This is a genomic window from Paenibacillus sp. 1A_MP2, from assembly GCF_052244825.1.
Classification (GTDB): Bacteria; Bacillota; Bacilli; order Paenibacillales; family Paenibacillaceae; genus Paenibacillus; species Paenibacillus vandeheii.
In genome coordinates this window covers 1-20,460 of record NZ_JBQQCS010000001.1, presented here as the reverse complement: position 1 = coordinate 20,460, position 20,460 = coordinate 1, and the positions used below count along the sequence as shown (strand labels likewise).

Here is a 20,460-nt window from a genome sequence, read left to right as displayed (position 1 = left end):
ATACATGACACAAATGGAAAGAGAATTTGGTTGGGATGACGAGATTGTCAATGAAGGAGGGACAGGCTTCACTATTCTCCCACCTGGAGACTACAACTTCACGGTAGCAAAATTTGAACGTGGACGTTTCGCCGGCAGTGAAAAAATGCCTGCTTGCAATCAGGCGAAAATGGAGATTATCGTTCATTCTCCGGAACATGGTGATGTGACTTTAAGCCACAACTTGTTGTTGCACAGTAAGACAGAGGGCTTCCTTTCCAACTTCTTCGCAGGGGTTGGATTAAAGAGAAAAGGTGAACCGCTGAAAATGAACTGGCCAGCTACGTTGGGACGTAAGGGTCGTTTGAAACTTGAGATCCGGAATTATACCTATAAAGGTGAACCGCGTTCGGCCAATGAGATTAAGACGTTCTATGCTCAAGATGAGGTTCAGCAACCAGGCACTCAGCCAACGGGCCAACAGTCCTATCAACCTCAACCTCAACAACAACAGACGCAATATAATCAGCCACAGACACAGTACAATCCACCAGCTCAACAACAGAGCGCACCATTTCCTGGTCAACAACAAACAGGTAACTGGAATCCAGGTCAATTCTAGGAGGTAACCGATGGAACTCAGACCCTATCAGCAAGAAGCGCGTCAGTCCATCCAAGCTGAATGGAACAAAGGAGTCAAGCGTACGTTGCTTGTGCTCCCTACCGGATGCGGTAAGACGATTGTATTTTCTAAGGTAACAGAAGACCGGGTTAAGCTGGGTGAGCGTGTGCTCATCCTGGCTCACCGGGGTGAGCTGCTTGATCAAGCTTCTGATAAGTTGGAGAAATCTACTGGACTGAAAACAGCAACCGAGAAAGCAGATCAGACATCAATCGGCAGCTGGTACCGGGTTGTTGTGGGCAGTATCCAAACTCTCATGCGAGATAAACGACTGCAACAATTTGCGGCAAATCACTTTGACACAATTATTATTGATGAGGCGCACCACTGTTTATCTGACAGTTATCAACGAGTGCTGCAATATTTTGAAACAGCCAACGTACTTGGCGTTACGGCTACACCGGATCGTGGCGACATGCGAAACTTGGGCAGCTTCTTCGAAAGTTTAGCCTACGAGTACACTTTACCCAAAGCCATCAAGTCCGGGTTCCTTAGCCCGATCAAGGCCATGACCATTCCCCTGCAGATAAACTTGTCAGCAGTTGGCCAACAGGCAGGCGACTTCAAAACGCAGGACTTGGGTACCGCATTGGATCCGTACCTGGATTCCATTGCTGAGGAAATGCTTCGTGTAGCTAAAGACAGAAAGATTGTTGTATTCCTTCCTCTGGTGAAGACCAGTCAGAAATTTACCCAGATTCTGAACTCGATTGGGTTCCGAGCAGCTGAGGTAAATGGGGATTCTCAAGATCGATCACAGATATTAGAAGACTTTGATGGCGGCAAATATAACGTGCTTTGCAACTCCATGTTGCTCACCGAAGGATGGGATTGTCCGAGCGTCGATTGTGTCGTAGTGCTTCGGCCCACGAAGGTTCGCAGCTTGTACAGTCAGATGGTCGGGCGTGGTACCCGTCTATTCCCTGGCAAGACAGAACTTCTGCTGTTGGACTTCCTGTGGCATACCGAGCGGCACGAGCTTTGCCATCCAGCACATCTCATTGCGGAAAATGAAGAGATTGCCCAGGCCATGACCAAGCAGATCGAGGAAGCCGGTATTGCGCTGGATCTGGAAGACGTGGAGAAGCAGGCAGCTGAGGATGTCGTTGCCCAGCGTGAGGAAGCTTTGGCCAAGCAATTGGCAGAGATGAAGCGCCGTAAACGTGCCCTGGTGGATCCTCTGCAGTTTGAAATGAGTATCCAGGCTGAGGATTTATCCAGCTATGTACCATCGTTCGGTTGGGAACAGGCTCCCCCTTCTGATGCTCAAGTGAAAACATTGGAGAAGCTGGGCATCATGCCAGAACAAATCGATAATGCCGGCAAGGCGACGAAGCTTCTGGAACGCTTGGACAAGCGTCGTGAAGAAGGGCTGACTACGCCGAAGCAGATCCGCTTCCTGGAAGGCAGAGGTTTTGAACATGTGGGTACCTGGTCCTTTGACTCGGCCAAAAAGATGATTGATCGGATCGCCGGGAACGGGTGGAAAGTACCTGCAGGTGTTGAGCCGAAACAGTACCGGGGTGAGTAACGATGATCCAGGACTATAAGGGCATTCGATTAGAACTGATCAATCGGAAATATGAGGGGCGTGCTGCTAAGCGTTATACGCTTGGTGGCACGAACCAGAATGTGTGGATTCCCAATAAACACCTCGAAGCGGATGGGCAGATAAAGGAAGGCGAGAACATTGATTATGTTTTCCGCAAGGCACAGCGGCAGCTTGAACTAGCGGGTTACACAGGGCCGATTGTGGGCATCAAACGTCGTTCAAATAACCAATAAGGGAGCAATCATATATGAGTTGGGTACGCATGAACATTTTTAATGGTCAATTACAATTATCTGGTGAACTGGAAATGGATCAGCTTGGAGCTCTACTGAAACGAAAGCAGTTATTGATGGATTCTTTGGAGCCTTTGGCTTGAAGGTGAAGAGGAGAGCAAGCCTGAGGTGATTGCGCCGACTTCGGACGCTGGCTATCTCTCCACCGTTATCTGCCTCGGATATAACTCCTGCTGCTGAGATTCAGACGAAGGTCATGGCCAGCACGATTAAGAGTAAGCAGGCTGTAAAAGAAATATTGAAAGATGCTGTTATAGAGAATGCAAAAAGGGTCACGAAGCCAGCCATGATTCATTCTGAACGTACTCTCTCAACTTCACTGGGTGAAAAGTTGGCCGAGGCTTACCAAAACATCGATTCAGAGTCTCTGAACGTGATCTCCAATTCTTCTGAGACAAACGAGCAGGTAGATGACTATAAAGTGACTGGCATTAAGTACAAGGACGGCGTGGCCCACTACAAGTGCCGTTACTGGTGCAAGAATCCTAAATGCAGAGGTAAAGGCAATCATTATATTCTTCCGGAAGAGAAGACAGTAGATTGCTATGATTGCGGATCGGTTCATGAGGTGCGCGAAGCAGTTTTCGGTGAGCCACTTCAAAAGGACGATTGGGGCAACTTCTTCATTGCAGATCACTTGGCATAGATTATGGGGCTCCGGCCCCTTCAAAGGAGCGGATACATTTGAGTAAAGACAAAAGTGTACTTTTTGATGTTTCACCCACACACCTTAAAGAGTCAATGGAGGAAAACCCACGGGATGATCGGATGTATGTAGTTGCTCCATTCTCTGGTATGGCATCAGTTTATGGTCCATCAAAACGTGGCAAACACAAAGGATATCACCGTATTAAATGTGAGATATGGATTCCGGAGGATGCAATCAATGGCGAGGATGCATTGGGGGATTTCGGGGCTTTCGCAGTTATAAGTTTGCCTAGAGCTCGCGTTATGCCTCATATGGGTGGGGAAGGAGTGGACGAAGATTGAGTGAACGACGATACAAATTACTCAACGGATTCACCCTGATTGTAAGCGAGGAATGTCTCGGTGTTCAGCTTGACACAGGTATGACAATTACAACCGATGGTGATGAGATCATAGATGATGTACTTGCCTTACTTGATCACACGGTATCGGAAAAGAAAAGTGGCGTAAAGAAGCTTTTCGGAAATACCCGACACCTGAAGCGTATGATGCAGCCTGTGCTGCTCTACACAAGCACAAGGAAGAAGCTGACCGTCTCGAATTGGAGCTTAAAAATGAAGCTGAGCGTTGTACCAGAGTCATGAGGTTACTTGTGCAAGTGACGGACATTTTGAGCATGGGCAGAACACCAGATAGAGCGGGGCTGCTTTAAAAGTGATTTACCAGTGGTTACACGACAATAAGCCTGAGAGTCAAGAAGGAGGCGTTAAATAAATGCTTGCAATGAAATCAGTTAAGTTGATGCGGAAATACGCTGCGTGCGTTGATTGTGGTAATGAGCTGGTGGGAGACGGAGAAGGTGTCCTGCTGATTGAAGACGACATTTTCAAACGCAGTTGTAAGTGTGGGTGGAGCATCGAAGTGGACGAGGATGGCAAGCCTTTGCTCGATCTGAAGGTTGCTTGCTGGGCAACGATCGGACCGAAACGAGTCTATGAGATCCACGATAGACAGGGCAGATTCTATGGCTATGTCGATGTGAACAAGCTTCAGAAATTGGGTCATGTGAAGCGAATTAACCATACCGAGAAGACGAACGATTTTATTAATACGCCTGAAGGTAAATGTTGGGTAGATCAAAATCGATTTTTTAATATCTAAGTAAAGGTAGTGAAACGGATGGAGCACAAACTGGATCTTATGGCACTGTTGGACCACGTTGATCCTTCGTTCTTGGATTACCAGGAATGGGTCAATGTCGGCATGGCATTGAAATATGAAGGTTATACGGCCAGTGATTGGGATGATTGGAGCAAACGGGACAGCGGCCGGTACCGTCCGGGGAGTGCTTCAGAAAGTGGACTTCCTTTGAAGGATCCGGCATCCCTGTTACTGGTGCAACGATTACACAGATGGCCAAGGATAACGGATGGGTACCACGTTCTGCAGGTCGAGAGGATCGGGAACTCGGTTGGGATGATGAAATTGCTGGCGGAGATTATGTTGTGGTCGATAAGAACTGGATTGAAGGTAAGGAAATCCACGAGCCAGCCGTATGGAATCCGATTCAGCAGCTCACCACATACCTGCAGACGTTGTTCGAAGCATCGGAGAACGTGGGCTATGTAACGGATACTTGGCAGAACGATGAAGGCAAGTATCTGCCCACCAAAGGGGCATACGATCGGACAGCAGGTGAGCTGATCCAGGCGCTCAATCAGAGTGGTGATGATATCGGTTCCGTGCTGGGTGATTACGATGCAGCTGCCGGCGCGTGGATCCGGTTCAACCCGTTGGATGGTAAAGGGGTTAAGAACGATAACGTGACCGAATTCCGGTACGCACTTGTTGAATCGGACACGATGGACATTGAAAAGCAGAACGCGATCATGCGGGAACTAGAGCTGCCTATCGCTGTCATGGTCTACAGTGGTGGGAAGAGTGTTCACGCTATTGTGAAAGTGGATGCAGCTGATTATGACGAGTACCGGAAGCGGGTTGACTACCTATATAACGTTTGTAAGAAAAACGGTCTGAACATTGATAAGCAGAATCGGAATCCCTCGAGGCTTTCACGGATGCCAGGCGTTGAACGTAACGGGAAAAAGCAGTTCATTGTGGATACCAATATTGGCCGTGCAAGTTGGGCGGAATGGCATGAATGGATTGAGGGTGTGAATGATGATCTTCCGGATCCGGAGAGCCTGACTGATTATTGGGATAACATGCCGGTGTTGGCTCCACCTTTGATTCATGGGGTACTGCGGCAAGGTCACAAGATGCTGATGGCTGGTCCTTCGAAAGCTGGTAAGTCGTTTGCTCTGATCGAGCTGAGTATTGCCCTGGCTGAGGGAGATAAGTGGCTGGGCTGGCAGTGTACTAAGGGTAAGGTTCTGTATGTCAATCTGGAGTTGGACAGAGCCAGCGCCTTGCATCGGTTCAAGGATGTGTACCAGGCACTTGGGCTACCGCCGAAGAACATCGGAAATATCGATATTTGGAACCTTCGGGGTAAGACGGTACCGATGGACAAGCTGGCTCCTAAATTGATTCGTCGTTCTGCAAAGAAAGATTATATTGCTGTCATTATCGATCCGATCTATAAGGTCCTGACAGGTGACGAGAACAGCGCGGACCAGATGGCCCATTTCACCAATCAGTTTGACAAAGTGGCTACTGAGCTGGGCGCCAGCGTTATTTACTGTCATCATCACTCTAAGGGTTCTCAGGGCGGCAAGAAGTCCATGGACCGGGCAAGTGGTAGCGGCGTTTTCGCTCGGGATCCGGATGCACTGATTGACTTGGTGGAACTGGACATTCCGGAAGCGTTGCGGAATCAGGAAGAGAACAAGGCGATCTGTTCGATGTACCTGCGTCTCTTCAAACAGTACAACCCACCATACCTGCAGGAGCATATATCCCAGGATGATCAGCTCAGTGCGAAGGCTATGGAGGACCACGCCAAGCGTGCAATTCCAGGCGTTATGGCGAATATCAAACCACAGATCGATCGTGTCATTGAAACCGTACACGGGCATTCAGCGTGGCGTGTGGAGGGAACGCTTCGGGAGTATGCCAAGTTCAAGCCAGTTAACATGTGGTTCCAGTATCCGGTTCACCGCATCGATGACGTGGGCAGCCTGAAGGACATCGATCCGGACAATGAAGCAAATTCAAAGCCGGCAATTGGCAAAAGGCTTCCGGCAAACGAAAAGATAAGGCTAAAGCAGGAACGTCGGACCAAAGCGGAAGAGTTTGAGGATGTCGTGAACAATTGTAATTTTGGTGAACCTCCGACTTTAATGGATGTCATGTCTTGGTACGGATCTACTGGAAAAGAAGTGGCCGAGCGTACCGTCAGAGATTGGATAAAGAAATATGGATATGAAATTGATCGTTCCCATGGGCTTCCGCATCGTCAAAAAAGAAGAGGAAGCAGGATTAATGAAAGTTGCGGGGAGACCATAAATTTATGGTGGTTGCAATCCGCAAAAAGTTGCGGCAATGATCATCATTTTATGGTCGCCGCAACTTGCGAAACATGGTTGCCGCAATTCCGCGAAAAGTTGCGGGGATTTAGGTACGTCCTGATTGCCGCAACACGCGGCGGCGACCCTGTTATTAAATAATAATAAGGATAAGGGAAGGGGTACAAAATCCTCCCCTCCCTGATTATTTAACGCTATTGCAAAATGAGATGGAATAAAATGGGAGGTAACAACTATGGCAAATGCTTTTCAAGAGAAGTAAGAAATTGGATATTGGTAAGACGATGCCTCCTGGTTATCACAAACTGCCTGATGAAATTTGATATTCAGAAGCGAGTTGTTCAGTGGTTGATAAAGCAGCCAGCGATACAAGAATCTTGTGGATCAGTTCAAACAGTCGAAGACGTTTTATAATCCGGAAACAGCAAAGTGGCAAGGTGTTGATTACGATGGTGACTGAATTCTTTATGCCGATGAAACCACCGACAGCGACGCACCAGGAGAAGAAGGTAACGATTGTGAATGGCAAACCTGTCTTTTACGAACCAGATGATCTGAAGGCAGCTCGTGCGAAGTTAACAGCTCACTTGGGTCAGCATGTGCCTGAGAAAAAATATACGGGTGCGCTGCGTGTGATTGTAAAGTGGCTGTTCCCGATTACGAAGGGTAGCAAGCATTACGACGGAGAGTGGAAAAAGACAAAGCCAGATACACACAACCTGAACAAGTTGCCGTTTGATATTATGACTGATCTGGGATTCTGGACAGATGACGCCATTGTGGCCAGTGAGATCATCGAGAAGTTCTGGGCTGATCATCCAGGCATTTACGTCAAGATCGAGGAGCTGTAGGCCATGGACTACAAAGCATTCTTCTGGGACATGTTCCTGTGGACCCAGGGTGTGAACGATGCAGCGAGACAGTTCGGGATGCAGAGCCCTGACTTCTGGAAGTGGGTTGCAGATTCTGCTGGTGCGATCTGCAGGAAGTACGAGGATAACCGACTGGCCGTAAAGCAAATGGTCATGATGATTGAATGGCTGGAGGAAGTATACGAGAAACAAAGGCAGGCAGGTTGATCTGTCCGGAGTGCTGCAGCGATATGCGCGAGATCCAGCCGGATCTGCATGTGTGCAGGAGCTGCGGCTTCACGGCAGAGCAGATTACGTTTGAGATGGATTGGGACGAAAGAGGGGAAGAGATGATTAATACCAAAGCAACGTGGATTGAGACGCTGATCAGTCAATATGCAACGGATTCCCGAGCCTTGGATAATTACCGGAAGAGTCTGGATCTGAATGATCTCCAGGAGGCGAAAGAGGCGGATACGGTCTCTGAAATGTTATCGGACATGAGATATGCCCTGACGTGGTTAAAACGCGGGAGACGGCCAGGCAGCCGCCGTGGAGCTGAGATTACCGACGTGTATCGGCAAAGGGAAATCTATATCAAGCTGTCCGGCAGGAGATCACCGATGCTGAACGGCTGAAGCTGGTGGATGCACTGTTGGCCCTGAGTGATCGGGAGCGGACATGTTTCCTGCTTCATATGGCTCAGGGGTTGACGCTTCTGGAGATTTCGTCTAAACTAGGCCTAAGTAAGAGAACGGTTCAGGACTATGTGGACCGGGCTAAAGACAAGATTTCAAAAGAATTTTTGTGATCTTGCCGTACGGACTGCCGTACATCGTGCCGTACAACATGTACACCATAAGTCTGTCTATAACAGGGCTCTCCATTGCGGAGGGCTCTTTTTTGCGTTTCACAAAATTATTCAGGAGGTCAATTTCATGAAGAATCCGCAGATTGAAAACAATTTCAGCTACCATTCCCCAAAGAAGGTCAACCGGCGAAGTACGAGGCTATCCGGGCTAAGGGGAAGGAGTTGGCTGAATTGATTGACGAGCAGACGCCGAAGTCTCGTGAACAGTCGCTTGCGATGACGAACTTGGAGCAGGCTGTATTCTGGGCGAACGCGGCTATTGCACGGAATGAATAGCGATATGGATCGGATCAGATTACTTGCAGATTGGAATTTGATGACGGATCAGCAGAAGGTTGCTGTTCTCGATTTTATAAATCAACTAAGCAAACGGCTGCAGGATGCTGTCATTTCCGTAATGAATTCCTTTGCAGCAAACAATGAAGTCTTCGCTAAAATGTGGGAACAGATTCAGGAGTTCAGGCAGACGGAAGAGCAGCCTGTGAAGAAGAAGCCGCTTCGTTTGCGGGATCTACCGAAGACATTACCGATGAGGCACCAGGTTCTGAACCGGAAGCCGGTTCTTCAGGTGGCACGGAGTCGTTGTTAAAGAGGAAAAACATCCCTTTTTGTCGAATTTGTGTTTGACAGGAGGTGGATGATAGCATGAGCAAAGTAGAATCAACTTGTCCGAAATGTGGCGGACCTATTTACGAAGATGAAAATGCGTTAACTGGATTTTGTGAGAAGTGTTCCAAAGAAGAAGAGTAAACCAAGCATCCTTCGGGGTGCTTTTTCTTTTACATACAAACACAATAGCGGAGGTGGTGAAGATGAATTGACGCCGAACTGGGAAGAGATTAGACGATTGTTTGAGACAAGCAATTTAACGCTGAAGGAGCTTGCTGAGCAATACGGCATCAAGGATTCAACGATCCGTAGCCGCAAGAACCGAGAGAACTGGCTACGAGGAGCCGCGACGCAACGCAACGTTGCAACGTTGCAACACGCAGCGCCGAAAGTCTCAGAGGACAGCCAGCTGACTGACAAGCAACGCATTTTCATTATGGAGTACCTGAGAGACTTCAACATCACACGCGCAGCCATGGCAGCGGGCTATAGCAAACGTTCAGCGCATGTGGTTGGATGGGAGACGCTAAGAAATCCTAAAGTGCATGCGGAGATCCAGCGACATAAGGAAATGTATACCGAGGCGCTGGGCTTGGACATTCAACGGATCATTGCTGAGTACATGAAAATTGCCTTTGCGGATATCACGGATTTCGTGGACTTTGGTCGCAAGGAAATAACCGTTGGCCAGGATGGAGAGGGCCAGCCGATCACGCAGCAAATCAACTTCGTCGATTTCAAGAATGCAGACGAGGTGGATGGGGCGATTGTCAGTGAAATCAAGATAGGCAAGAGTGGGACCACCGTTAAGCTTGCTGACAAGATGGACGCCCTGAAGATGCTGGATCGGTATGCTGGGTACATGACCGAGGAGCAGAAAGCCCGTGTTGCTGTGCTGAAATCGAAGGTTCCGGACAAAGACGGCTTCAATCCAAGCGCTCAGATCGTGGCTTTGGCTGATATGATTAATAATCCGGTAGCTGAACGGGTGATGGACGATGACTGAGGCCGCTCTGATCCCGTATGCGCCGTTTAATCAAAAACAGGCCAGTTATATTGCCCGAAGTAAAGACGCCTGGCTGAACGTAGCTGAGGGCGGTAAGCGGGCAGGGAAAAACATTATCAACCTGATTGCTTATGCGATGTGCCTAGAGGTTCATCCGGACAAGCTGCATCTGGTTGCGGGTGTTTCTTTGGCTGCAGCGAAGATGAACGCCATAGACTCGAACGGCTTTGGGCTCCAGCACCTATTTGCAGGGCGTTGCCGTGAGGGAGAGTACAAGAACCGGGATGCACTGTATATTCAGACCAAGACCGGTGAGAAAGTGGTCATAATCGCAGGTGGTGGTAAAGCCAATGACGCTGCCCGGATCAAAGGTAATTCGTATGGTACGGTGTACATTACCGAGGTCAACGAGTGCCACCAGTCGTTCGTGCAAGAGGTCTTTGACCGGACACTGGCGAGTAGCTTCAGGCAACTGTTCTTCGATTTGAATCCTAAACCCCCTTCTCACTGGTTCTACCGTGACATTCTGGATTACCAGGACGAGCTGCTGAAGCTTGGAGAGAATACCGGATACAATTACGAACACTTTACCGTGTTTGATAACCTGTCTATCCCTAACGACCGTCTCAAGACCACGCTATCCACGTATGACAAAGGCAGCCTGTGGTATCAAGCTGATATCTTGGGTAAGCGAACAGCGGCCACAGGGCGGATCTACACGGGATACACTAAGCCGGGAGTTGTTGTTACTCGTAAGGATATTAAGGATTTCCGGTATATTGAGTTCTCCATAGGTATCGACATTGGGGGTACTGACGCCACGGTGGCAACGCTGACCGGATTCACGCCAAGGTATAAAGATGTCATCCTACTGGACGGCTATTACCATAAGCAGGGCAAGGAGTCTGGTTATACGCATGACCGGTACGCCAAGGAAGTCGTGAATAAGATCGTCGAATGGTCGGAAACCTATCCGGCCTTTTTGTCATGCGCTCATATTTTTGCTGAATCTGCTGACAAACTGTTCCGACAGGCGTTGGCAAATGAGCTAAGGCGACGGGGTATACACATTCCGGTTGTGCCTGCTTACAAGAAAGAGGGCATCGTGGACCGGATCCGGCTCACAACTATTCTCATCAACCAGGGCAGATATAAGGTGATGGCCCATCTAAAGCAGTGGCAGGAAGCCCTAGAGAATGCGACATGGGATGAGAAGGAGCGCCAGAAAGGCGAATGGGTCCGGACGGATGACGGCAGTTACCCGGTTGACTGCTTGGATAGTAGTGAATATGCCGTGCAGCCGTTCAAGCGCAGATTGGAGGTATGAGGATGTTCAAGGCAGACGGACAGTGTAAGGATTGCCTATTTTTGCGTCTTTGCAAGGCTGCTGAATTACCGCATTGCGATGGAGCATGTGCAGTAGATAGGAGTGGTGAGAGTGGGGTGGTTTCAGAATATGGTCATGAAGATATTGAGGATTCAACCAGCACCGGATAATAAGACGTTCACCATTCGGGAGCCATACGGATATCAGACCAATGTGTTGCGGAACCAGTTGTGGTACAGGGGAGATGCGTCCGAGCTGGATCAGTTCTACAAGCAGGCTGCATTCGACAGTGTGAGTAGAGCGCGATTCTGGGCAGCCGTGCCAAGCGAGGATATGTCGATTCGCAAGATCCATTCCGGATTACCGGCTATGATTGCGGATCGATTGGCGGATATCGTTGTTGCAGATTTGGATAGCATTCAGCTACAGAATGAACAGGCCACGAAGCAGTGGGAAGAGATTGCCAAAGATAACGACTTTGAGGAGCTGCTGCCAGAGTCGGTATCAGGTGCGCTGGTAACAGGTGACGGGGCGTTCAAGATTTCGATTGATCCGGATGTGAGCAAGTACCCGCTGATTGAGTTTTACAGCGGAGATCAGGTCGAGTACAGGCGGAAGCGTGGCAGGCTCCATGAGGTTGTTTTCTATACAGACTACCGGGTGAAGGAAAAGGACTACCGCCTGGAAGAGGTGTTTGGGCTTGGTTACGTTCACACCCGTCTGCTGGATGCCTATGGCAAAGAGGTTCCGCTGAACACGCTGCCGGATACGGCTGGCCTGATTCCGGAAATTACGTATGATGGGAAGTTCCTGATGGCCGTTCCGCTGATGGTGTTCAAATCGACGAAATGGCCGGGGCGCGGGAAATCGATTTTCGAAACAAAGGGAGACAACTTCGATGCATTGGACGAGGTAGTCAGCCAGTGGGTGGATGCGATCCGATCGGGGCGAGTGAAACAGTACATCCCAGAGGACATGATCCCGAGAGATTCGAATACAGGGGCACCATTACGGCCAAACCCGTTCGATAACCAGTTCATCAAGACTGGCATGCTCCTTTGGCTGAGGAAGGTAAAGGCCAGATTAACCTATGTTGCAGCCGCAGATCCTGTATGAGGCGTTTGTTGAGTCTTATGCCAGCGCTCTTGGATATGTGTCTTGCAGGGCGTTATGTCGCCATGCACGCTGGGTATTGACTTGAAGAAGACCGACAATGCTGAAGCGCAGCGCGAGAAGGAGAAAGCCACGCTATACACACGCGGGAAGATTGTTGACTGCGCTGAACGAGGTCATTGCCCTGAGCTGGTGGAAACGGTATCTGAAGGTGCTATGACACGCTGCAGAAGCCAAACAGCCAGGCGAATATGAAGCATCCGTCAAGTTTGGTGAGTATGCTGCGCCAGACTTTGGCAGCGTGGTTGAGACAGTAGGCAAGGCCAGGACGTTTGGTGTGATGAGCGTAGAGCGTGCGGTGGAAGAGATGTATGGCGATACCTGGACTGACGATGAGAAGGCTGAAGAGGTTAAACGCCTGAAGGATGAACAGGGGATCACCTTTGATGAACCGTCTCTGAAACGGGACGACCCGCCGGATCCTAGAGATGACGACGAAGATGATGAGAGCATGAAGAAGAAATATGACATCCGCCAGATCTTCAGCGACATGGAAATGGATCTGATCAAGTCCATGCAGCGTAACCTGCAGCGTCACAAGGATGACGAGGAACGAGAGGGCAAAGAGTGGGAGCAGTGGCAACAACGCAAGCTGCAAGACATCCAGCAGTACCGCAAGGAGACACGCCAGATATCCAAGAAGTATGAGCCGGAAGTGAAGAAGGCCGCAGAGGAAGAGGTCAAAGGCTCCTGGCGGCGCGGGGCTGATCGTGTTGTGAACACAGTCAAGGGCTTGTGGAACAAGATCACGGGCAAAAAGCCGGATATCGAAGCTGAAGATGGTTCAGACCGTAGCTTCTTCAAGATCAACGAGAAGCGGGTTAACGCTCTCGCAGATGCAGCAGAGAACAATCTGCAATTAGCCCGCCACGCCATGCTGAGACAAGCGGATGATGTGTATAGACAGACCATCTACAAATCCCAGGTATACCTGAACAGTGGAGCGGCTTCGCTGAATCAGGCTATTGACCGGGCTACTAAGGATTTTCTGGAAAAGGGATTCGACTCCATCACGTACGCCAATGGCCGTAGAGTCAACGTTGCCAGTTATGCTGAAATGGCGTTGCGTACTGCCTCCCAGCGTGCAGTGTTTGCTGGAGAGGGTGCCAAACGGGATCAGCTCGGCATCCGAACTGTGGTGATATCATCACACGCCAACTGTTCGAAGCTGTGCCTGCCATATCAGGGCAAAGTGTTCATTGATGACGTTTATTCAGGCGGGACCGAAGCTGATGGCAAGTATCCGCTTCTGAGTACCGCCATTGCTGCTGGTTTGTTCCATCCGAACTGTCGCCATAACATGACTACGTTCATTGTGGGGACCAGCTCACTGCCTAAGCCTGCTGATGATGCAGAAAGCTTTGGCCAACTACCAGGCAGAGCAGAAACAGCGCTACATGGAACGCCAGATACGCAAGTACAAGCGCCTGGAAGCGGGCAGTGTGGATGAAGGAAACCAGGCGAATTACAAGGCCAAGGTTAGACAGTGGCAAGCCCAATTGCGGATTCACCTGAAGGAACATGATTACTTACGTAGAGATCCCAAACGGGAGAAGGTAAGAGTTTGAAGGCCCTAGCTGAGACTGCTGGGGCCTGTTAGCCGTTTCGGTACTGTCGGCGTAAAAGAACAGGACGTCACCGGACGCGACCGGGTAATAAGCGAAGACGAATAGGGAGGCAATTGATATGAACAAGGAACAGTTTATTGCATTGGGGTTCACGGAGGAGCAAGCGGAGAAAGCAGCTACTGCTTCTCAAGATGAGTTGAAAGGATTTATTCCTAAGACCCGATTTGATGAAGTAAACACAGCAAAGAGCAAAGCGGAGAAGGACGTTGCTGATCGTGATAAGCAAATCGCAGAGTTAGGCAAAACCGCAGGACTGTCTGAAGATCTGAAACAACAGATCGAGACGCTGAAAACCGAGAATCAGACAGCCAAGACACAATATGAATCCGATCTGCAGGAAGTCAAGATCAGCAATGCCATTGCGGCTGCATTGGCGGGTAAGGTTCATAACGAAAAAGTTGTAACAGGTCTGATCGATAAGACGAAGCTGGTCCTTGGAGACGATGGCAAGATTGTTGGTCTTGATGAGCAGTTAACAGGATTGAAGACATCTGATGCCTATCTGTTCAAGGAAGAGGAGAACAAAGAAGCAGGCGGCGGAGCTGGTGGTTTTAAGCTTGGCGGTGGTGGGAATCCGAATCCACCAGGAGCGGCTGTATCCTTAAAAGATGCGATTTCGTCCCATTTCCAAAATAAATAAGCAATTAAAACAAGGAGTGATTTTACATGGCAATTACATTGAGCGAAGCAAAGAAAAACGTACAAGACGCAATTACACTGGGCGTTATTGATGAATTTCGGAAAAACAACTATCTGTTGGACAATATGACCTTTGATGATGCGGTCTCCCCAACAGGCGGCGGTGCTACATTGACCTATGGCTATACACGAGCGATTACGCAGCCAACAGCTCAGTTTCGGGCAGTTAACAGCGAATACACTGCACAAGAGGTTAAGAAGCAACGTTACACGGTTGACCTGAAAGTATTCGGTGGAACGTTTGGGATCGACCGCGTTATTGCAGGCATGGGTGGCATCGTGAGTGAAACAGAATTCCAAATGCAGCAGAAGATCAAGGCTGCAAAGGCTCTGTTCAACGATACGGTAATCAATGGTGACAGCGCTGTGGATGATGAAGTGTTTGATGGATTGGACAAAGCCCTGACCGGTTCCAGCACGGAATACAACCCGACAGCGGCGATTGACCTTTCTTCTTCTACAGCTGTGGATTCTAACTATAAATCGTTCCTGGACCAACTGGACGAGTTCTTGATGGGATTGGATGGAACGCCGTCGGCTATCATGGGGAACCTGAAAATGATCGCACGGATCAGAGCCGTTGCTCGTCGCTCTGGCATGTACATGGCGAAACAGGACGAGTTCGGGAATCAGGTAGAGTTTTATGGCACAACCCCACTCGTGGATCTCGGAGCTAAATCCGGATCGAATGATCCTGTTGTTGGTACGAATGCATCCGGCGAAACTTCGCTGTACATTGTGCGCCTTGGCTTGGATGGATTCCACGGAGTATCGATGGCGGGTCAACCACCAGTACGTACCTGGTTGCCTGATTTCACAACTCCAGGTGCAGTGAAACAGGGCGAGGTCGAGATGGTTTCCGCTGTTGCGTTGAAAGCAACGAAAGCAGCCGGGGTTATGCGTAAGATCAAAGTTCAGTAAGGAGGGGCTAGGATGAAGTATAAAGACGATATCCCGAACGGGTATGTAAACGGGTACTGACGTAGGCGTACGCCAGGGCAGTCCAACACCGGACGCCTTGGAACCTACAGCTGACGGTTACGAGGTTCCACGAGGCACTGAACGCATAGGTACAGTGACGCCGGATGCCTTGGAACCGAATTATCCGGAACCGGCAACGGATGATCCGGAAGAGGGAGGCGGCGCTTGATGACTAAGGTATTTGCACCAAACGAGCATTATACGGGACTTTCAGCCAGCATCATGTTTATTAATGGTGTTGGGGAAACGGACGACGAGCATTTGCTGCAGTGGTTTGAGGGGAAGGGCTACACGGTGGATCGGTCTGAATCGGATCCGCAGACAGACGAGGTTGCAAAGGCCGCTGAGCTTGAGAAGAAAGAGGCAGAGAAGCGACTGAAGGCTCTGCGTAAGAGAGCAACGGATCTTGGGATCGAGGGCGCAGCAGAGAAAGACGCTGAAACGCTTGAGGCTGAGATTGCTGAAACTGGGAAGTGATCCTATGGCTTATGCCACGGCTGATGAGTATGAACTGTATGGAATCGGTATGATCCCGGCTGAGGACTTGAACAAGGCTCTCAGTCGGGCATCCGACCAAATAGACAGCCTGACCTATAATCGCATCGTGCAACGTAGCCTGGACGGCCTGACAGCCTTTCAGCGGGGGAATGTGGTCAAGGCAGTATGTCAACAAGCGGATTTTCAGTTCCAATATGGGGATTACTTGGACTTCCCACTCTCTGGATACTCAGCAGGCAGCGTGAGCTTGTCATTTAAGGCCGTTGAAGGTGCTGGAGGGGTTAAGACTACCGAAGGTGTTACAAACCTGCTGAGAGCCACAGGGTTGATGAATAGGGGGCTATGTTGATGCGGGGTAAGTTTCCGTTTCCACATTGGATATTGAAGACACCTGTTCAGGTGTTTCGTACCAAACTGTCAGAAGATGGGGAGCCTGTCGAGGAATCTAATCTTTGACGGGCTCGTTTGCTATGACGAGAAGATGCGCCAGAAGTTGGATAAGGAGCGCCGTTTGGTTACGCTGTCCGGCAAGGTGATTATCCGTGGTGACATATTACCTGGAGAACTGATTGAGGGTTTTGTCCGGGTTGGTGGAACTGATCGGATCATATTCAGCGCATCACGGCCACAACATCCAGACGGCAGCGTATTTTCTACCGAATTGGAGCTGAGTTGATATGAAGGTTAAAGTGACCATGAATCCCAAGGCCATGCGGGATCTAAGCCAGGCTCCGATCAAGGCGTTGGAACAAGTCGCCAACGGGAAAGCAGAAAGCATCCTGACCGAGATTGCCAACGCTCAGGTCGTGCCAAAGCAAACAGGTGAGCTGGAACGTAGTGCCTGGGTAGATACTACGGGGCTCAAAAAGGGCAAGGTCAAGATTGTCTATGACACGCCATATGCGCGCCGTCTTTACTGGCATCCAGAATACAATTTCAGGCAGAGATAAGAACGCCAACGCCCAAGGGCTATGGCTGGAAGCTTGGCAGAAGGAACAGAAAGGTTGGATTCGCAAAACGTTTGAAAAGCTGGTCAAGAAGTTTGGGGGTGGGTTCATCAAATGATACTGTCCGAGATTCGGGATTGGCTGAAAACGCAGATCGATTCCCCAAATTGGTACATTGGTAAGATCGACGGCAAGAAGGAACAATCCGTTGGTGATTTACAACCTGAACACTGGACAACCTTACATTGCCATCGGAGGGCTGGAGAATACCAGCTATGCCAGCAAGTCCATATCCATCCTGGTTCACTGGTCAAAGAATGCAGATACAGCGGAGCGTAAGGCCCATGAGGTCTATGCTGCGCTATTTGGTCGTTCTGATGGCGATATATCAGGGCACCGCGTTATTGCCTTTGAAATGCGCACGCCATGGCCGATTGATGTGGGTACTGACGATGCAGGCATTTATGAATACGTGATTGAGACAACGATTTATTACGAGAGGTAGGGGAATGGAATGGCGACAACGGGCGTATTTCCGGTTCATAACAATATTTTCAAAGTGGGTATCAAAGGCCGGGCTTCTACAGATTCAGAAATGGTGATGATCAAGGATCTGGAGAATTTCGCGCCAGCTATCGACGGTAACACCGAAGAGTGGAGTTCCATGGATCAGGCAGGCTGGACAAGACGTGCGGTAACAGGTAAATCCTTATCGTTCAGTTTCAGCGGCAAGCGGAACTATGGCGATCTAGGTAACGACTATGTTGCAGGCTTGATGTTGGGTACTGGGCAAGAGGTTGAAACCATCTTTGAATGGACCATGCCATCCGGCGCGAAGCTGACTATGGATTGCGTGATTAACCTGACCACGCCAGCAGGCGGCGATTCGACCAACATTGACGGTCTGGAATTTGAATTGTTGTCTGACGGTAAGCCGGAATTTGATAAAGCACCAACTACACCATAATTCAAACCAAGGGGGATTTTAAGATGGCCAACATTATTAATCTTACAGATAAATTTGCAAAAGACGAGGTAGCTATCCATCCAGATTGGAAACAAAAAGTATCCAATTAACAATTCTGTTGAAGCTGTTTTGGGCTTTGAAGAACTGGCAAATGACGCTTCTGTGAAAGGGCTTCTGAACGCAATTCAAGGGTCTTTGGGTGAGAAAGCCGTAACTGAAATCGGTGTAAGGAAAATGAACGTTGAAAACTTGAAGGTGCTTATGTCTGGTCTGGTTGCAGCTATGCAGGGTTTATCCTATGAGGAAGCCGCTGCCCGATTTCGACAATAGCGCCGCGCCGGAAAACTGGTACGATTTGCGCGAGGACTGGTCTTTAATTGAAGCCAGCCTTGCCAAACAGTACGGCATCCGCATCAGGCAGCACGGGGATATGTCGTGGGAAGAGTTTTGTACATTGGTTGGTGGCCTAATGCCTGATACGCCGCTGGGCAGCATTGTGACGATCCGAGCGGAGAAGGACCCGAAGACAATTAAGGGATTCAATGCAGATCAGCGCCGCATTCACAGGGAATGGCGAACACTGCAAGCAGATAAGAAACTGGATGACCCAGTGAAGCTTGATCAGCAGATGAAGAATATGGAAGCGGCAATGGCCCGGATGTTTGGGGGTGGGTAAATGTCAAGCGCAGGCCGCATAGATTTAGATTTGGGCTTGAACTACGGAGCTTTCCAACAGCAACTCAATGGTATCTCTGGTACAGCTACCAACCTTGTTGGCGGGGCATTTAAGAAACTGGGCGGGATTGTTGCTGGAGCGTTCGCAGTTCATAGCATAAAAGAGTTCGGGAAGGAAGCCATAAATCTGGCATCCGACTTGGCAGAGGTCCAGAACGTGGTTAACGTCACGTTTGGATCAATGACCAACCAGATTAACAACTGGTCATCCAACCTGATCGAGTCGTTCGGTCTGTCCGAGTTGTCGGGTAAACGATATGCATCGACGATGGGGGCCATGCTCAAGTCGTCAGGTATCACAGGTGAAGCCATGAAACAGATGTCCGTTAAATTGACGGAATTATCTGCTGACATGGCTTCTTTTTATAACCTGAGTACTGACGAAGCGTATTACAAAGTATTTAGCGGTATGGTCGGGGAGACAGAACCACTCAAGCAATTGGGTGTAAACATGTCTGTGGTCAACATGGAAGCCTACGCGATGTCACAGGGCATCACCAAGTCTTGGTTAGCCATGACGCAATCGGAACAGGCCATGCTTCGGTATGGCTATTTGCTACAGGTTACGGCCGATGCTCAGGGCGACTTTGCCCGTAACGGTCAGAGCTGGGCGAACCAAGTCCGTATGATGTCGGAACAGTGGAACATCTTCAAGGGCACTATGGGTGCAGGATTCATTAACATCCTGACGCCGATCCTGAAAGGGCTCAACTGGATCATAGCCAAACTACAGGTTGCAGCAGCCTATTTCAAAGCATTCACGGAATTAGTGTTCGGTGATGCTGTAAATGCAGGCGGCGCCGGAATGACTGTGGCTACGGATGCGATGGGCGGCATGGGTGATGCAGCAGCGGCGGCAGCTCCTGCCGTGGAGGATACAGGGAAAGCGGCTGAGAAGGCAGGCAAGAAGGCGAAGAAAGCCGGAAAAGACATGAAGGGCAGCTTGGCCGGATTTGACCAGCTCAATACACTAGCCCAATCCGCGGCGTCCGCTCTGGATGATGCAGGGTCAAAAGCTAAGGGCGCAGGCGCTGGAATAGGCGGTCTGGGTGCGATGGCCGGATTTGGTGACCTGGACTTGGGCACACCTTCAATTGAGATCGATCCTATCAAGCAGCAAGTGGCGGCGTTCTTGGAAGACGTCAAATCCCGATTTTCAAAAGCCTGGGCGTATATCTCTTCGGGCTGGGGCGAAATGCGGCCGGCACTGCAACCGTTCATTGATATGATGGTTCCTATTCGTCAATCGGTATCCAACATGGGCAAGACGTTTTTGGACCTGAAAGACAAGGTTCTTGTCCCGATGGCCAAATACATTTTGGGTGACTTTATTCCAAAAATCGTTACTGGATTCGTTAAATCATTCGCTCCTGTTATTGCGAAGCAGATCGTATGGACGTTTGATTTCTTGGATCGGACATTCCGGAATTCCACGGATCAATCCATTAAGTTGTGGGAAAACGTCTGGTTGCCGAGTCTGGAGAAGGTGAAGAACGCCTTTGTCACCAACATGCCACTTATTGCAG

General features: G+C 49.6%; 30 protein-coding genes and 2 pseudogenes. All 32 read left to right on the top strand.

Going from position 1 to position 20,460, the window contains the following annotated elements; translation table 11 throughout:
- Window positions 1–4 precede the first annotated feature (4 nt).
- On the top strand, window positions 5–601 hold the full coding sequence (locus ACTWJ7_RS00160; RefSeq protein ID WP_443145038.1) for a hypothetical protein: 597 nt from the start codon (window positions 5–7) through the stop codon (window positions 599–601).
- A 10-nt stretch (window positions 602–611) separates the two neighbouring features.
- Window positions 612–2,192: a DEAD/DEAH box helicase gene (locus ACTWJ7_RS00155; RefSeq protein ID WP_301880976.1), complete on the top strand. Its 1,581-nt coding sequence runs from the start codon at window positions 612–614 to the stop codon at window positions 2,190–2,192.
- Window positions 2,193–2,194: 2 nt separating this feature from the next.
- Window positions 2,195–2,446, top strand: a complete 252-nt coding sequence (locus tag ACTWJ7_RS00150; RefSeq protein WP_301880975.1) for a hypothetical protein — start codon at window positions 2,195–2,197, stop codon at window positions 2,444–2,446.
- Window positions 2,447–2,460: 14 nt separating this feature from the next.
- Window positions 2,461–2,589 carry a hypothetical protein gene (locus ACTWJ7_RS00145; RefSeq protein WP_443145037.1) on the top strand — a complete coding sequence of 43 codons (129 nt, stop codon included), beginning with the start codon at window positions 2,461–2,463 and terminating at the stop codon, window positions 2,587–2,589.
- A 29-nt stretch (window positions 2,590–2,618) separates the two neighbouring features.
- Window positions 2,619–3,152 carry a hypothetical protein gene (locus ACTWJ7_RS00140; protein WP_443145036.1) on the top strand — a complete coding sequence of 178 codons (534 nt, stop codon included), beginning with the start codon at window positions 2,619–2,621 and terminating at the stop codon, window positions 3,150–3,152.
- A 38-nt stretch (window positions 3,153–3,190) separates the two neighbouring features.
- Entirely contained in the window at window positions 3,191–3,496 is a 306-nt protein-coding gene (locus ACTWJ7_RS00135; protein ID WP_443145035.1) for a hypothetical protein, read from the top strand.
- A complete protein-coding gene (locus ACTWJ7_RS00130; RefSeq protein ID WP_443145034.1) occupies window positions 3,493–3,798 on the top strand; it encodes a hypothetical protein in 306 nt (101 codons plus the stop codon). The genes ACTWJ7_RS00135 and ACTWJ7_RS00130 overlap by 4 nt, the downstream gene beginning before the upstream one ends.
- Window positions 3,799–3,928: 130 nt before the next feature.
- The gene (locus tag ACTWJ7_RS00125; RefSeq protein WP_443145033.1) at window positions 3,929–4,315 is read left to right on the top strand and encodes a DUF3797 domain-containing protein; all 387 of its coding nucleotides are present in this window, start codon (window positions 3,929–3,931) and stop codon (window positions 4,313–4,315) included.
- 18 nt (window positions 4,316–4,333) lie between these two features.
- Window positions 4,334–4,441, top strand: a pseudogene (locus tag ACTWJ7_RS00120) (PriCT-2 domain-containing protein); the annotation flags it as partial.
- A gap of 20 nt (window positions 4,442–4,461) precedes the next feature.
- Complete coding sequence (locus tag ACTWJ7_RS00115) at window positions 4,462–6,783, top strand: AAA family ATPase (protein WP_443145032.1); 2,322 nt, start codon at window positions 4,462–4,464, stop codon at window positions 6,781–6,783.
- Between the two features lie 308 nt (window positions 6,784–7,091).
- Window positions 7,092–7,493 carry a RusA family crossover junction endodeoxyribonuclease gene (locus ACTWJ7_RS00110; protein ID WP_301880971.1) on the top strand — a complete coding sequence of 134 codons (402 nt, stop codon included), beginning with the start codon at window positions 7,092–7,094 and terminating at the stop codon, window positions 7,491–7,493.
- Between the two features lie 3 nt (window positions 7,494–7,496).
- Window positions 7,497–7,721, top strand: coding sequence for a hypothetical protein (locus ACTWJ7_RS00105; protein WP_301880970.1), 225 nt, complete (start codon window positions 7,497–7,499; stop codon window positions 7,719–7,721).
- Between the two features lie 23 nt (window positions 7,722–7,744).
- On the top strand, window positions 7,745–8,131 hold the full coding sequence (locus tag ACTWJ7_RS00100) for a hypothetical protein (RefSeq protein ID WP_443145031.1): 387 nt from the start codon (window positions 7,745–7,747) through the stop codon (window positions 8,129–8,131).
- A gap of 5 nt (window positions 8,132–8,136) precedes the next feature.
- Window positions 8,137–8,304, top strand: a complete 168-nt coding sequence (locus tag ACTWJ7_RS00095; RefSeq protein ID WP_443145030.1) for a sigma factor-like helix-turn-helix DNA-binding protein — start codon at window positions 8,137–8,139, stop codon at window positions 8,302–8,304.
- A 222-nt stretch (window positions 8,305–8,526) separates the two neighbouring features.
- A complete protein-coding gene (locus tag ACTWJ7_RS00090; protein ID WP_443145029.1) occupies window positions 8,527–8,640 on the top strand; it encodes an Acb2/Tad1 domain-containing protein in 114 nt (37 codons plus the stop codon).
- A 4-nt stretch (window positions 8,641–8,644) separates the two neighbouring features.
- A complete protein-coding gene (locus tag ACTWJ7_RS00085; RefSeq protein ID WP_301880966.1) occupies window positions 8,645–8,953 on the top strand; it encodes a hypothetical protein in 309 nt (102 codons plus the stop codon).
- A gap of 228 nt (window positions 8,954–9,181) precedes the next feature.
- Window positions 9,182–9,979: a terminase small subunit gene (locus ACTWJ7_RS00080; protein ID WP_443145028.1), complete on the top strand. Its 798-nt coding sequence runs from the start codon at window positions 9,182–9,184 to the stop codon at window positions 9,977–9,979.
- Window positions 9,972–11,306: a PBSX family phage terminase large subunit gene (locus ACTWJ7_RS00075; protein WP_443145027.1), complete on the top strand. Its 1,335-nt coding sequence runs from the start codon at window positions 9,972–9,974 to the stop codon at window positions 11,304–11,306. Before ACTWJ7_RS00080 ends, ACTWJ7_RS00075 begins: the two co-directional genes overlap by 8 nt.
- Before the next feature lie 111 nt (window positions 11,307–11,417).
- Complete coding sequence (locus ACTWJ7_RS00070) at window positions 11,418–12,422, top strand: hypothetical protein (protein ID WP_443145026.1); 1,005 nt, start codon at window positions 11,418–11,420, stop codon at window positions 12,420–12,422.
- 337 nt (window positions 12,423–12,759) lie between these two features.
- Window positions 12,760–13,929, top strand: a complete 1,170-nt coding sequence (locus ACTWJ7_RS00065) for a phage minor capsid protein (protein ID WP_443145025.1) — start codon at window positions 12,760–12,762, stop codon at window positions 13,927–13,929.
- On the top strand, window positions 13,826–14,047 hold the full coding sequence (locus ACTWJ7_RS00060) for a phage minor capsid protein (RefSeq protein WP_443145024.1): 222 nt from the start codon (window positions 13,826–13,828) through the stop codon (window positions 14,045–14,047). Before ACTWJ7_RS00065 ends, ACTWJ7_RS00060 begins: the two co-directional genes overlap by 104 nt.
- Window positions 14,048–14,165: 118 nt before the next feature.
- Window positions 14,166–14,747, top strand: coding sequence for a phage scaffolding protein (locus ACTWJ7_RS00055; RefSeq protein WP_443145023.1), 582 nt, complete (start codon window positions 14,166–14,168; stop codon window positions 14,745–14,747).
- Between the two features lie 26 nt (window positions 14,748–14,773).
- On the top strand, window positions 14,774–15,727 hold the full coding sequence (locus tag ACTWJ7_RS00050; protein ID WP_443145022.1) for a major capsid protein: 954 nt from the start codon (window positions 14,774–14,776) through the stop codon (window positions 15,725–15,727).
- A 97-nt stretch (window positions 15,728–15,824) separates the two neighbouring features.
- Entirely contained in the window at window positions 15,825–15,956 is a 132-nt protein-coding gene (locus ACTWJ7_RS00045) for a hypothetical protein (RefSeq protein ID WP_443145021.1), read from the top strand.
- Entirely contained in the window at window positions 15,956–16,264 is a 309-nt protein-coding gene (locus ACTWJ7_RS00040; RefSeq protein ID WP_443145020.1) for a hypothetical protein, read from the top strand. The genes ACTWJ7_RS00045 and ACTWJ7_RS00040 overlap by 1 nt, the downstream gene beginning before the upstream one ends.
- A 4-nt stretch (window positions 16,265–16,268) precedes the next feature.
- On the top strand, window positions 16,269–16,634 hold the full coding sequence (locus tag ACTWJ7_RS00035) for a hypothetical protein (RefSeq protein WP_443145019.1): 366 nt from the start codon (window positions 16,269–16,271) through the stop codon (window positions 16,632–16,634).
- 132 nt (window positions 16,635–16,766) lie between these two features.
- Complete coding sequence (locus tag ACTWJ7_RS00030) at window positions 16,767–16,961, top strand: hypothetical protein (protein ID WP_443145018.1); 195 nt, start codon at window positions 16,767–16,769, stop codon at window positions 16,959–16,961.
- 1 nt (window position 16,962) lies between these two features.
- Window positions 16,963–17,235 (top strand): hypothetical protein, encoded by a 273-nt coding sequence (locus ACTWJ7_RS00025; protein WP_443145017.1) that lies wholly within the window; start codon window positions 16,963–16,965, stop codon window positions 17,233–17,235.
- Between the two features lie 208 nt (window positions 17,236–17,443).
- Complete coding sequence (locus tag ACTWJ7_RS00020) at window positions 17,444–17,737, top strand: minor capsid protein (RefSeq protein ID WP_443146322.1); 294 nt, start codon at window positions 17,444–17,446, stop codon at window positions 17,735–17,737.
- A gap of 9 nt (window positions 17,738–17,746) precedes the next feature.
- The gene (locus ACTWJ7_RS00015; protein ID WP_443145016.1) at window positions 17,747–18,199 is read left to right on the top strand and encodes a phage tail tube protein; all 453 of its coding nucleotides are present in this window, start codon (window positions 17,747–17,749) and stop codon (window positions 18,197–18,199) included.
- A 298-nt stretch (window positions 18,200–18,497) separates the two neighbouring features.
- Window positions 18,498–18,875, top strand: a complete 378-nt coding sequence (locus ACTWJ7_RS00010) for a Gp15 family bacteriophage protein (RefSeq protein ID WP_443145015.1) — start codon at window positions 18,498–18,500, stop codon at window positions 18,873–18,875.
- Window positions 18,876–20,460 (top strand): annotated as a pseudogene (locus tag ACTWJ7_RS00005) (hypothetical protein); the annotation flags it as partial.

Excerpts from the sequence above, each read along its gene's own strand:
- ACTWJ7_RS00055 (WP_443145023.1), top strand. The coding sequence starts at position 14,166 with ATGAACAAGGAACAGTTTATTGCATTGGGGTTCACGGAGGAGCAAGCG.
- ACTWJ7_RS00105 (WP_301880970.1), top strand. The coding sequence starts at position 7,497 with ATGGACTACAAAGCATTCTTCTGGGACATGTTCCTGTGGACCCAGGGT.
- ACTWJ7_RS00160 (WP_443145038.1), top strand. The coding sequence starts at position 5 with ATGACACAAATGGAAAGAGAATTTGGTTGGGATGACGAGATTGTCAAT.
- ACTWJ7_RS00035 (WP_443145019.1), top strand. The coding sequence starts at position 16,269 with ATGGCTTATGCCACGGCTGATGAGTATGAACTGTATGGAATCGGTATG.
- ACTWJ7_RS00150 (WP_301880975.1), top strand. The coding sequence starts at position 2,195 with ATGATCCAGGACTATAAGGGCATTCGATTAGAACTGATCAATCGGAAA.
- ACTWJ7_RS00030 (WP_443145018.1), top strand. The coding sequence starts at position 16,767 with ATGCGCCAGAAGTTGGATAAGGAGCGCCGTTTGGTTACGCTGTCCGGC.
- ACTWJ7_RS00155 (WP_301880976.1), top strand. The coding sequence starts at position 612 with ATGGAACTCAGACCCTATCAGCAAGAAGCGCGTCAGTCCATCCAAGCT.
- ACTWJ7_RS00060 (WP_443145024.1), top strand. The coding sequence starts at position 13,826 with ATGATGCAGAAAGCTTTGGCCAACTACCAGGCAGAGCAGAAACAGCGC.
- ACTWJ7_RS00010 (WP_443145015.1), top strand. The coding sequence starts at position 18,498 with ATGAGGAAGCCGCTGCCCGATTTCGACAATAGCGCCGCGCCGGAAAAC.
- ACTWJ7_RS00100 (WP_443145031.1), top strand. The coding sequence starts at position 7,745 with ATGCGCGAGATCCAGCCGGATCTGCATGTGTGCAGGAGCTGCGGCTTC.
- ACTWJ7_RS00015 (WP_443145016.1), top strand. The coding sequence starts at position 17,747 with ATGGCGACAACGGGCGTATTTCCGGTTCATAACAATATTTTCAAAGTG.
- ACTWJ7_RS00040 (WP_443145020.1), top strand. The coding sequence starts at position 15,956 with ATGACTAAGGTATTTGCACCAAACGAGCATTATACGGGACTTTCAGCC.
- ACTWJ7_RS00145 (WP_443145037.1), top strand. The coding sequence starts at position 2,461 with ATGAGTTGGGTACGCATGAACATTTTTAATGGTCAATTACAATTATCT.
- ACTWJ7_RS00065 (WP_443145025.1), top strand. The coding sequence starts at position 12,760 with ATGAGCGTAGAGCGTGCGGTGGAAGAGATGTATGGCGATACCTGGACT.
- ACTWJ7_RS00025 (WP_443145017.1), top strand. The coding sequence starts at position 16,963 with ATGAAGGTTAAAGTGACCATGAATCCCAAGGCCATGCGGGATCTAAGC.
- ACTWJ7_RS00075 (WP_443145027.1), top strand. The coding sequence starts at position 9,972 with ATGACTGAGGCCGCTCTGATCCCGTATGCGCCGTTTAATCAAAAACAG.
- ACTWJ7_RS00085 (WP_301880966.1), top strand. The coding sequence starts at position 8,645 with ATGGATCGGATCAGATTACTTGCAGATTGGAATTTGATGACGGATCAG.
- ACTWJ7_RS00050 (WP_443145022.1), top strand. The coding sequence starts at position 14,774 with ATGGCAATTACATTGAGCGAAGCAAAGAAAAACGTACAAGACGCAATT.
- ACTWJ7_RS00110 (WP_301880971.1), top strand. The coding sequence starts at position 7,092 with ATGGTGACTGAATTCTTTATGCCGATGAAACCACCGACAGCGACGCAC.
- ACTWJ7_RS00125 (WP_443145033.1), top strand. The coding sequence starts at position 3,929 with ATGCTTGCAATGAAATCAGTTAAGTTGATGCGGAAATACGCTGCGTGC.